Source organism: Deltaproteobacteria bacterium (genome assembly GCA_016235345.1).
GTDB lineage: Bacteria > Desulfobacterota > Desulfobacteria > Desulfobacterales > Desulfatibacillaceae > JACRLG01.
The window spans coordinates 199,219-210,790 of the sequence record JACRLG010000028.1 but is presented as its reverse complement, the minus strand read 5'-3'; the positions used below and the strand labels follow the sequence as shown (position 1 = coordinate 210,790).

Below are 11,572 nucleotides of genomic sequence, written 5' to 3'. Positions count from 1 at the left end.
CGCGCTGACGTGTTCATCTCCCGTGAGCCCCCCCAGGCCCCGCCGGTAGGGTAAGAGGGAAAGAAAGAAGAAAAAAAGAAGCTCAGGGAATTGGTGCGTCCGACCGCGCTGACGTGTTCATCTCCCTCAGCCCCCCAGGCCCCGCCGGTAGGGTAAGAGGGAAAGAAAGAAGAAAAAAAGAAGCTCAGGGAATTGGTGCGTCCGACCGCGCTGACGTGTTCATCTCCCGTGAGCCCCCCAGGCCCCGCCGGCAGGGTAAGGCGCGGAATAAATTGAAAAGAGATGTTCAGTTTTTAACTGTTGGCAGGTCCTTGACTTTTACAATCAATATGCCTCAACAGAGCCTCAGCGAAAACGGGTCACGGATACAGGTAGTCAGTTGGAACAATTACAAAAAAACATTCAGTATCTGGATAATTTGCAATGTAAGTCCGTGCTTTCATAGTGCTCCGAAATACAAAGGCTGAATTTGATTCATCTTGCTCGGGCTCACAATGCCAACTGTCATAGTTGTGTTGCAGGACTCCACTTTTTTCGGCTAAAACATCGCCACCAATAATGCCGATCGCTTCAGCCTCAAATTTATCAAGAGCCATCAACGCCTGTTCACGGGTAAGTGCCCAATAGCTGAGGCCAAGATGTCCAAGCCCGCTCCCAACGCTTAAAATTGCATCTGATTTTCTTGGTCCAAGAGTGCGCATGGTTATTTCCCCCCCGGATATGAGGGTTCCGGGGAATTTCCCCGGAACCCCGTGGGCGTTTTAGTGGGCGGGGTGCCTATTTTCCGCCGAAGGAGGCGTCGTCCATGTCCATGACAGTGGAGGTGGAGCCCTTGACTGCGGCCATTTTGCCGAAGGTTATCGGGAGGATGGAGTTGATGAAGTATTCGCAGCCCTTGACCTGGCCGTCGTAGAAGGCGGCCTCGCGGTTTTTGGCGATGAGAGCCTTTTTGTCCTCGCCGGTCGCCCCCTTTAAAATGGCCTCCAGCTTGGGTTTGGCCACCGTTGCCCGCCACAGTTGCATCCAGGCCACGATCACGTCCCCCATGATCTCAAGAAAGGGGTAGGCGGCGGAAAATGCCTGGAGAGTGTTTTCGTTGAAGGCCATTGCGAGTTTTCCGAGGTGCATGGCAAGCTCGGCCAGTTTTCCGGCGGCCTCCTCCACCCTTGCGGCGTATTCGTCAAGGCCAGGAACTGCCTTGGCCGCAGCTGCGGTCTTTCCGATTTCGGCCAGGAAGTTCATGAAAACTTTGCCGTTCTGCTTGCCAAGCTGCCGGGCCAGGAGGTCCATTGCCTGGATGCCGTTGGCCCCCTCGTAGATGCCCGTTATCTTGCAGTCGCGGGTGAGCTGCTCCACGGGGTAGTCCTGGCAGTAGCCGTAGCCGCCGTAGACCTGCATGGCCGAAACGCAGACGTCGAAGGACTTGTCGGAGCAATAGGCCTTGACGATGGGCACCATGAGTTCCACAAGGCCCAGGTTGTAGGCGCGTTCCTCTTCGGTGGGGGCTATCTGGTGAAGATCGAAGCACCGGCCCACGAAGTAGCAGAGGCTGCGCATTCCCTCGATGTAAACCTTCATGTTCATGAGCATCCGCTTCACGTCCGGGTGCTCGATGATGGCCACGGATGGTGCGCTCTCGTCCATGAATTTCAAAAGGTTCTTGCCCTGGATGCGTTCGCGGGCGTAGTTGACGGCGTAGAGATAGGCGGCGGAGCCAAGGGACAGGGCCTGCATTCCAACGTTCAGGCGCTCCTCGTTCATCATCAGAAACATGCCCCTCATGCCCTTGTTGGGGGGGCCCAAAAGGGTGCCGACGCAGCCGCCCTTTCCGCCGAAGGTCACCTGGCAGGTGGCAGAGCCGTGGATGCCCATCTTTTCCTCGATGGCGGTTACCTGGACGTCGTTGTCCTCCCCCAGGCTTCCGTCCGGGTTCACCCTGTATTTGAAGACCAGAAAGAGGCTGATTCCGCGCGTTCCGGCGGGAGCGCCCTCGATGCGGGCCAGAACCGGGTAGACGATGTTGGGGGTTAAGTCCTGGTCGGCGGCGGTGATGAAGATTTTCTGGCCGGAGATGGAATAAGTGCCGTCGCCGTTGTCCTTGGCCGAGGTGGTGAGAAGGCCCAGGTCGCTTCCCGCGCCCGGCTCGGTGAGAACCATGGAGCCGCCCCACTCGCCCTTGTAGAGCTTTTTGAGGCACATCTTCTTCTGTTCCGGGGTGCCAATGGTCTCTATGATTTTTCCCGTGCCGTGGCAGAGCATGGGATACATGACAAAGGCGGTGTTGGCCCCGGAGAAGTATTCGCCTGCGGCCTGGGCCAGGGTGACGGGCATTCCCTGGCCGCCCACTTCCGGATCGTCGGTCATGGCGATCCAGTCGCCCTCGCAGAAGGCCTTGTAGGGCTTGTGGAAACAGGGCGGGACCTTCACCCGTCCGTTTTCAAGCTGCGCGCCCACGCTGTCGCCTTCCTTGTTGGTGGGAAGGATTTCCTTCACCGCTAGGTTTCTGGCCTCGTTTAAAATGAGATCGCAGGTCTTGCGGTTGAACTCGGTGTAGCGTTCGGCCTTGGCAAGACCTTCCAAGTCCATCTGCTCGTAAAGCACGAATTCCATGTCTCTTTTGTCGGCAATGAACTGCGCCATTCTTGTTTCCCCTTTTTTCGTTAAATGAAGGCCCGGCCGATATGGCCTGTGGACCGGTTTGGCCGATATGGTAATGCAAGCATGAAAGGTGCCAGAAAATTTGCCAATGAAGTCAAGGGGGGTGTTCGGTGCAGTGCACGATTTGGGTCAGAAATGTCCCATTATGGCCGGTGATGACCCATTCTGGCTGCCGGGTGCGCGGGGCGGGCGCAAAAAAAGGCCCCCAAGGCTTGTCGCCTTGGGGGCCTTTGAAATTAACCGGAGGGGGTGTCAGACGTCCGGGTTGAAGTAGATCACGCCGGTACCCACACTGTGGGGAAATTCTATGGTGATCTCGCCGCCGGTCATGTTTTCCATGATTATGGGGCCGTAGTTGTTCCATGCATCGGTTACGGCGTCCTGGATGCGTCCGTTTCCGATGCGCACGCTTCCGGTGACCGGGTAGGTTATGCGCATGAGGGTGCGATTGCGTCCGTCGATGGTGCCAGGAGAGTTGGGGTCGCCATCGATCGGAGCTTCGGTTAAACCCCAGACCTTCTCGGCGGTGTAGATGTCTATGACCATGGATGAAGCGCCGCCGAAGTTGAAATAGCCGGCTGCCCTTCCGGGAGCCGTGTTGTTGCCGTCGCCGTAAAGGGAGAAGAGCATGTTCTGGAGGGATACGCCACCTCCAGAGCCGTCTCCGGGCGGATCGATTTGCGTATTGGTGATGTCGCCGTTAAGTTCCATGAGAAGGTTCATGCCGCCGTTGTCGTGGAACCAGGCTGTCCAGCGCATGTTGTTCTGGTATATCTGGTTTATGGAAAGCGAGCCTATGTTGACGGGGGTTCCTGCGGCGTTTGTCCAGTTGACCGTGGCCGCCTGGATGCTGGGTACTTCGTTGAGTTCCGTGGCCCCGTTCATGCCGTTGGGAAAGGTGAGCCGCATCCGGACAGCAGTGCCGCCGTCTTTTCCGACGTCCAGGGTGGCCGGGTCGTCGAAATCGCCTATGCGCCCGTAGCCGGTTCCCGAATTGTTTATGGTGACGCCGTCAAGGTCTATGTAGCCGGTTCCGGTTATGCGCATGTTGCCGGAGGTTGTCCGCACCTTGGCCACCAGGGAAAGCCCGGTCTGTGCCTGGATATCCGAAAGGCTGTCCTCGTCCATGAGATCCATGGCCGAAAAGGCGGAGCCGCCAGCGAGCAGAACCAGAAGGCAAAGAACGGCAGTAAGGGGGACGAGCCTGCGGTTCATCCTGACCTGCCCGGAATTTTGGCGCACGATTGAGATCATATCACCAAAGGCCTCCTGTGTTCGCCGCTGCGTACAGACTTTGGAAATGCATCCAGTAACCACGGGCGGGCACGTTTTCCGCCACTGTCGTTTTCGGATTCCAGGAAACGCTGTTGTTGTTTCCGCCCATGGAAATGTTGTTCGCAAGGGAGATGAACCAGTCCGTGCGGCCTTCATCCTGGACCGCCGGGACATGAAAATACATGCGCGTGACGTGCGAGAACGGTATTTCGATGCCCAGGGGGCCGGTGGTCGCGGTGTCGTTGTTGAACTGCTCATCAATGCCGATTGCAGGTATGGGCCAGATGGATCCGCTGCTCTGAACCCTGCCGTCGAAGCTCAGGCGCTCCAGGGAGCCAAGCCCGTTGCCGTCCGGGTCTGCGTCCAGGCAGCCGGAGAAATCGTCGGAACCCACGCGAAGGAACAGAAAATTGGGGTTGGCCGCGTAAAGGTTGTCGTAGGCGAGCTCTATGCGAAGGCCCCGCATGTAAATGGGATAACCGGCGCCGCCCCAGGTAAGGCCGGTGGCTGTGCCGCCCGCAGTGCTTCCATTATGGGTGGCCGCGCCGTATATCTGCATGTCGTGGGCGGGATTGTCGAAGTTGGACCCCCACCAGCCCAGGCGCACGTTGGTCATGTGAACGTTGTTGATTATGACGAGGGCGTTGACCTTGAGAATGGCCGGAGTGAAAACCATGTTGCCGCCCGGAGTGGCGACGGTCCGGTTTACGATGGAGAATTCCAGAAGGCTCTGGCCCACCACGTCGTCAAGCTCTTCGTCGGAAACCAGCATGAGCTTGGCCACTGCGGCCAGGGGCAGGATGATGAGCACGAGGCTCAGCAACACCCACACCAGGGAGCCGTAGCGTGTGCCTTTGAGTCCTGATTTTTCTGAATTGGACCCCATGAATTTCCCCCCCAGACCCTTCCGGGCATGGGAAGGGACGCCAGCCCTTTTGGGCCCTGCGCCCCGTTGTCCCCCGGCCTGACGCCAAGGTTATGTGAATGAGAAGTATTGACCCAGCGACGGATAAAGGGGATTATCCCAGAAGCTCCAAGTTAAATCAAGCAAAAAAAGACATTGCCCATTAAAAGCGGATTCACGCGGCCTTGCGCCCAAGTCCTGCGACCCCGCAACCTGGAAAACACGGGAAAAAATGCCCCGGAAACATGGCCGGTTCCCTCTGTTAAACGGTTCAGAAAAAGGACACGGAGGCGTTTCCCGTAAAGCCTTCGGTCAAAATAATTAACCAGAACACGGTCCCCACCGCCATCACGGTCTTGATGACCCTTCGGTAAAGGCGGGCCCGGTTCAGTACAAAAAACCTGTGGACAAGGATGCAGGCCGCCGCCCCCATGCTCTGCCCGGCCATGAAAAGGAAGAGCTTTTGCGGCATGGGCAAAAGAAACGAGAAAAGTACGGTGATGGCGAGGCCAGCCAGGGAAATGTCCAGAAGCCGCGTTTTATACCTGTGATAAAGGTTGGCCTCCCCCACCGCAGTGTCGCCCTTTTCGTCCTCTATGTCCTTCAAGCCCACAAGGGAGGCGCAGAACAAAAAAACCGACATGAAAAAAAAGTTGAGATCCCCTCCGCCCCCTGCCTGGATATAGCCCAGGATGAAGGGAATGGTGAGCCCGGCGGCCACGGTGAGCACCGAAAAGGGCGGCCTGTTTTTAAGGCGCACCGGACGGGCCGAGTAAAAAAGCCCCAGAAACGGAATCACCAGGAACCAGAACAGGCTTGCCGCGCTTTTCGCCACCAGAAAGGGATAGCCAAGAGAAATCACGAAAAGGGCCATGCTGTAACGAAGGGCCGCCTCACCGGTCACCTCGCCCGCCGGGATGGGCCGGTGGGGCTTGTTGATCCGGTCGCTTTCCCTGTCCGTCCAGGCGTTGAAACTGTAACAGAAATTGGCGGAAACCAGCGTTACCAGACCTGCTTCGGCAAAATTGAGCGTAAGAACCGGCGCGATCATCCCCCCGGCGAGAAAGGAGCCGAAGGAGAAGACCGCTGCGTCCGACCGGAAAAGGCGCAAATGGTTCACGGCCACCCTTATGGATGCTCTAACGGATCTGTTTGTGAAAAAAGACTTAAGGCCCCTGGCCATAATCCTGTTCCGGGTCGTTTTCTGGTGGTGGATCGAAAGAATAAGGCGACATTTCCTGATCGGAAAAGTCGAACCTGCTTCCGGGCAGAAGCCTCAGCCTGGAAAAGGGCTCCCTGTTCCTGGCCCATACCCGCACGGGCTTGGGCATATAGGTGAAATCCTCGTGGTTTCCCGCGTAAATGGGTGAAAAGACCGCCGCCTGGCAGGCAAGGGCCAGGAGGAAGAGGCCCAGGGCCCACTGGTTTCCGGGGCGTCCGGCCATCCACATGGCCACCCTGGCCAGAAGAAACAGGCAGAAACCCATTGGAAAGCCCGTCATGAAGGCGTCGTAGGGATAGGGGAACCATCCGGCCCCATAGGCGGCCAGGGAAAAAACCGCCCACCCGGAAACGCCCAAGAGCGCACAGCCCGCCCAGATGCGCCTGTCTTCGGAAAAAAGGCCCGCCCTGGCCATCACGGCCACCAGGGTCCAGAAGGAGACGAAAACGAAAAAGGCGCTTATGAAGGGGTCGTAGGTCCAGGCGCTCCCGATTTTTATGAAGGCGTTCTCAGCCGTGGGCGGCCCGATGAGGACGACGGCGAAAAAATTGACAAGGGCGAGGCTCATAATGCCGATTATGAAGAACCTCTTCCACGAGCGCGTATAAAAATAGGCCAGAAGTGCCATGCTTGAGAGGCCCAGCCCGCCGTCCAGCATTACCGGCCTGTTGTGGGGGGCGGTCCACACGAAGGTCAGCATATCCCGGAACATTTCATGATAAGTGGACGGATGGTACGCCAGGGCCAGCTTGTGGCCGGTGAGCCAGGCCCAGAGTATGGGCAGAAGGATGGCGTGCATTCCAAGGCCGAACCAGATAAGCCTTTTCACCTGAACCCTTGTGACAAGGTTGAGGAAAAGCACCGCAAACAGGATTATGGTGGCAAACCAGAACACGTGATGGGTCGAGCGGTAGAAGGAATACCGGGCCGTCTCCTCGAAATGGACCGTTTCCAGGTAGGTGCGGAGAACCGAAAAGATCAGAACGTGGAAGGGAACCCACACCCTTGCGAAAAACCTCAGTTTTTCGATCAGGGCGCGCTTGTCGTCAAAAAGGTGCATTGCGGTTCCTTGAATCGTGACGGCGGTCCGGGCCGCGAAAAACGGGAGCATGGAAAACAGGGATGGGTAAGGAAACAAACACGGGCATTCTAAGGCCAAACGCGGAAAGGATGCAATAACGAAAAATGACGCGGGCAGGTGATGAAGAAAGAGAGCGTGATTTAGCGGGTCTTGTCTCGCGTCCCCGGCATGAAAAGCCGGGGACGCAAGGCGGGCGAAACGGAAGGTCAGGCGCAGGCTTTTACGGCGAAGTTTTTTCCGGCCACCGAATCCCTGCCATAGAAATCTGCCCCGATTTCAGTGGCGAAGGCCTGGTTCACCGGCGCGCCGCCCACCATTATCTTTACGGTTTCCCGGAGGCCGGATGCTGTGATGGCCTCTATGGCCTTTTTCATGAAGGGCATGGTGCTGGAAAGAAGGGCGCTTAGGCCCACCACCTGGGGCCGGTGGGTTTTGACGGCTTCCGCGAAGGCAGAAGGGCTGACGTCCATGCCGAGATCGATCACCGTGAAGCCCGCGCCTTCCAGGCTCATTATCACGAGGTTCTTGCCTATGTCGTGCATGTCCCCGCTCATGGTGCCCAGAACCGCCTTGCCGATGGGCTTCACCCCGCTTCCTTTAATAAGGGGTTCCAGAACCTTCATGCCGCTTTTCATGGCTTCTGCGGCCACCAGCATTTCCGGAAGGTAGATTTCGCCTTTCTGGAACAAGCCGCCCACCTCGTCCATGGCGGGTATGAGGGCCTGCTTCATGATTTCCTCGACGCCGACTCCCTTGTCCAGAAGGGCCTGAACCCTTGCAGGGACCAAATCCTCCCTGCCGTCCACAACCATCTGCTTAAGCTCGTCCATTATTTTTGATCTCCTTCCGTAACTGGCTTTTCGACCTTCAGCGTTCGCTTGCACAGGCTGGATAAAAACGATGAAGCGCAAGGAAGGCGAGCCAAAAAGGAGGGAGCGTACTCTTTTGTACGTGACCGACTTTTTGGTGATGCCTGACACCGCGATTCGCGTTTTTATCCAGCCTGTCAGAAGCCGTGTTTATGGTTCCATTTGGCCGTCTCATCCAGCATTGCGTAGTAGTTTTCGATTTTCGCGTAGTTGGTGACCGAGTTTCCGCTTCCTATGGCGAAGCCCCCGCCGGGGCCGCAGGCGTCAAGAATTTGGCGGACCCTGGCCCTCACCTCGTCTTCGGTGGCGTTGGTGAAAAGGTTCACGTCCACGCCCCCCAGGATGGAAATCCTGTCGTGGTAGCGGGCGTAGACGCTCTCCACGGGCTCGATGTTGTCCTCGAAGCTGTGAAAGCCGTCTATGCCGACCACTTCTATGAAATCCTCCATGAGGGCGTCAACCTGGCCGCATGAGTGCAGCAGAAAGGGCTTGCCGTGCCTGTGGGCCGCGTCGGCCAGGCGCTTTAAGCGCGGAATCAGGTGTTTGCGGAAGAACTTGGGCGAGAGCATGAGCCCCGTGTTGAAGCCCATGTCCTCGGCGTAGAAGACCGCGCCCGCCACAGGGTGGGCCATGGCCCGGTCTATGGCGGCCTCGGCCAGCACCGTGAGCCTTTCCAGGATGTCGTCGATAAGGTCCGGCTCCCGGATGCTTTTAAGGGCCGTCTGCTCAAAGCCCAACAGGTGCCGCAGGACCTCGAACACGCCGAAATAGAAGAGCATGATCTTCGCGCCTTCGGGAAGCTGGGGCTCAAGGTAGTCCAGGGTGACGAGCTGGATGTCGTCCACCGACGGCCAGGGGTAGGCGTTGAAATCCTCGCGGGTTTTCAGCACCCCGTCGTGTTCGTTCTGCCAGTTCCTTTTCTTCACCCCGCCCGCCTCGGATTCGCTCACGTTCAAGTTGGTCATGGGGGTGGGGACAACCGGGAAGGCGAAGACGTAGTCGTAGCCCACCTTTTTTGCGAAGGCCAGGGAGAGGTCCAGAAGCTGAATTCCCTTCATGAGGGATTCCTCGCTCACCTTTCCGTCCGGGCCGATCAGGTCCATCAGCTCCATCATGCTGCTCATGGGCGAATCGATGCCGGTGACCTTCGCCATGGCCGCCGGGTCCACCATGAGTTCAATGATGGGGACCGGCCCGCCCTTGGTCTCCCGCATCAGAACCTTTCTTAGGGCCTCGAAGTTGTGCCCGGTTTTGAACGGCTTTTGGATCGTCATGATTTCCCGCCTTTCCCGTTTCTTTTTCGATAGGCTTTTATGTAGCGCCCGCAATAGGGGTCCCTGCCAAGAAGCGCCTCCGCCGCGAACATCTCCATCATGAGGGTATCATCCGAAGGGTCCAGAATTACAGCCGAAAGGCCCGCGCCCGCGCAGAGGACCAGGAAGGCCCGGTTGAGAAGGCTTCGCAACGGGAGGCCGAAGCTCACGTTGCTGAGGCCTAAGACAGTGTTGGCGGCTGGCATGTCCCTTTTGATCATCGAGAGGCACGAAAGCACCACGTCCCCGGCCCCGGTTTCGGCCCCCACCGGCATGACCAGAGGATCGAAATAGAGCCTTGCCGGATCGATGCCCGCGTCCACGGCCTTTCCGTAGATTTTTTCCGCCGCCCTCATGCGCCCGGCTGCGTCCCTGGGAATGCCATCGTCTCCCATCAGAAGCGCGATAATGGGGGAGCCGAATTTTTTCGCCAGGGGCAGGACCCTCTCCAGGCGGCTGGTTTCGGCGGAGACCGAGTTGATCCATGCCGGGGGGCGAGTGACTGATGAAAGTGCCACCCCCATGACTGAGGGTATTTCCGTGTCTATGGCAAGGGGCAGTTTCACGGCCTTTTCCACCGTGCGGATGAGCCAGAGCATGTCTTCCGCCGCCCTTTCGGGGTCGCCCTGGCCGGTTCCTGCGTTGACATCTATCACGTCCGCCCCGGCTTCGGCCTGGGCAAGGGCCAGGGAGGATATGAATCCGGCGTCCCGCACGGCCACGGCGGCGGCAACGCTAGTCCTGGTGGCGTTGATTTTTTCACCTATCACAAGCATCTTTTTTATCCCCCTGCCCCTTGTTTTGAAGCGCGGTTTCCGAAAACCTCCAGAAAAAGCGGTCCGCCGTTTCGGCCAGGGCCAGAAGGTCGGAAAGCGACCGGTTGAGCCTTTCCGGCCCGCTGCGGATTTTTTCTATTGAAAGGGCGTTCAAGGCCAGGAAGAAGAGCCAGATCACCCCGTCCGCGCCCCGGCCCAGCACGCTTCTGCAGGCCGCGTCGAACTTGGGGCTCCACCGAAGGTCCATCTCCCTCACCTTTTCGTTTAAAACCGGGTCCGTTCGGGAGGCCACCACCAGTTCCAGCCAGGCGTAAAAGACCCCGCTGGTCCAGTGCTTTTCCCACATGGCCCGGCCAAGGTCGGCCAGGGTGGGGTTTTCCGGCAGGGTGCCATCCAGGGTTTCCCGGAAATGCTCCACCGTCCTTTCCAGCACGTGCTCCACCGCCTCGGTCACCAGCTCCTCGCGGGTGGCAAAATGGTGCAGGAGGGTCCCCCTGGAAACCTTCAGCCTCCGGCAGACCTCCTGGGTGGTGGTGCCCGCGTATCCCTTTTCCACGAGGCATTCCAGGGTGGCCTCCAAAAGGGCCTTCCTTGTTGCTATCGCCCTGTCCTGCATTTTTGAATCGCCGTGACCGTTTACGCTTCCCATTTTGGCCGATCTTGGATTTTGGATGATTAAAAGATCATGCCGGACTGTTTATGTCCGGCGATGTTCCATATTGATGGAAATATTCTTAATATGCCATCAATAAAAAGTCAAGCATGACTTTTTATTGATGCAAAAAAAATTCCCCGCGCCGGAGTGGAGCAAGAGGCGGGGGGAATTTCGCCGCCCGGGGCTGGCCGGGCTTTAAAGAAAGGGCAGGCGGTCTATTTGAGCAGCTTCGCCTTCTGCTCCTCGAATTCCTCCTCTGAAATTATGCCACGGCTTTTAAGGCTTGCGAGCCTTTCAAGGCGGTCCAGGGGGTCTTCCGGCTGCTCAGGCTGCCTGGGCGAGCCGGGCCTCTTGTAGGCCCAGGCGAATTCATCCACGTGAAGGGGGTCGGGGCCGAAGCGGTTTTCCCCGGGCTGGCCCTTTTTCGCCAGATTGATCAAAAGGACGATGGACAAGGCGCCCAGAACAAGGACCAGAGGGTCCAGGAGAGGGCTTTTGGGCGAGAGCTCCATAATGAGCATCACCGCGAAGGCGAAAATGAAGAAAACGCCGAAATACCAGCCGCTCTGGCCCGTGTCGTGGAGCCGCCTGATGGACACCCCTATCCCCGGCAATATGACCGCCACGGAATATATGCCCGACAGAAAGCCCATCCCTTCCTCACGGCTGAAGGTTCCGGTGACGCCGTCCACCAACATGAGGCTGGCGCTGACGATTAGGTTGAACAGGATGAAATACCAGTATTCGGCCCTACGCGCCCGGCCTTTGAAAACGGCGTATTTTTTCAGTACTTCGATGTACCATCCCATGGGTGGTTCC

11 protein-coding genes are annotated in these 11,572 nt (G+C 57.9%); all 11 read right to left on the bottom strand.

The genetic code is table 11. The features are described 5' to 3' along the window. Positions 1-359: 359 nt before the first annotated feature. The 11 genes from HZB23_14565 to HZB23_14515 all read right to left on the bottom strand — a co-directional run bounded on the left by HZB23_14565 (position 360) and on the right by HZB23_14515 (position 11,562). On the bottom strand, positions 360-701 hold the full coding sequence (locus HZB23_14565) for a hypothetical protein (GenBank protein ID MBI5845879.1): 342 nt from the start codon (positions 699-701) through the stop codon (positions 360-362). Between the two features lie 76 nt (positions 702-777). After that, positions 778-2,640 (bottom strand): acyl-CoA dehydrogenase, encoded by a 1,863-nt coding sequence (locus HZB23_14560; protein ID MBI5845878.1) that lies wholly within the window; start codon positions 2,638-2,640, stop codon positions 778-780. A gap of 270 nt (positions 2,641-2,910) precedes the next feature. Then, a complete protein-coding gene (locus HZB23_14555; protein ID MBI5845877.1) occupies positions 2,911-3,912 on the bottom strand; it encodes a hypothetical protein in 1,002 nt (333 codons plus the stop codon). Position 3,913: 1 nt separating this feature from the next. Beyond that, a complete protein-coding gene (locus tag HZB23_14550; protein MBI5845876.1) occupies positions 3,914-4,819 on the bottom strand; it encodes a hypothetical protein in 906 nt (301 codons plus the stop codon). 289 nt (positions 4,820-5,108) lie between these two features. After that, positions 5,109-5,957 carry a UbiA family prenyltransferase gene (locus HZB23_14545; GenBank protein ID MBI5845875.1) on the bottom strand — a complete coding sequence of 283 codons (849 nt, stop codon included), beginning with the start codon at positions 5,955-5,957 and terminating at the stop codon, positions 5,109-5,111. 46 nt (positions 5,958-6,003) lie between these two features. Further along, entirely contained in the window at positions 6,004-7,119 is a 1,116-nt protein-coding gene (locus HZB23_14540) for a hypothetical protein (protein MBI5845874.1), read from the bottom strand. 227 nt (positions 7,120-7,346) lie between these two features. Beyond that, positions 7,347-7,970 (bottom strand): corrinoid protein, encoded by a 624-nt coding sequence (locus tag HZB23_14535; protein MBI5845873.1) that lies wholly within the window; start codon positions 7,968-7,970, stop codon positions 7,347-7,349. Between the two features lie 176 nt (positions 7,971-8,146). Continuing rightward, positions 8,147-9,283 carry a hypothetical protein gene (locus tag HZB23_14530; protein ID MBI5845872.1) on the bottom strand — a complete coding sequence of 379 codons (1,137 nt, stop codon included), beginning with the start codon at positions 9,281-9,283 and terminating at the stop codon, positions 8,147-8,149. Further along, positions 9,280-10,098: a dihydropteroate synthase gene (locus HZB23_14525; GenBank protein MBI5845871.1), complete on the bottom strand. Its 819-nt coding sequence runs from the start codon at positions 10,096-10,098 to the stop codon at positions 9,280-9,282. The genes HZB23_14530 and HZB23_14525 overlap by 4 nt, the downstream gene beginning before the upstream one ends. Beyond that, on the bottom strand, positions 10,082-10,714 hold the full coding sequence (locus HZB23_14520; GenBank protein MBI5845870.1) for a TetR/AcrR family transcriptional regulator: 633 nt from the start codon (positions 10,712-10,714) through the stop codon (positions 10,082-10,084). Before HZB23_14520 ends, HZB23_14525 begins: the two co-directional genes overlap by 17 nt. Positions 10,715-10,968: 254 nt before the next feature. Next, on the bottom strand, positions 10,969-11,562 hold the full coding sequence (locus tag HZB23_14515) for a DUF805 domain-containing protein (GenBank protein MBI5845869.1): 594 nt from the start codon (positions 11,560-11,562) through the stop codon (positions 10,969-10,971). Between the last annotated feature and the right edge of the window lie 10 nt (positions 11,563-11,572).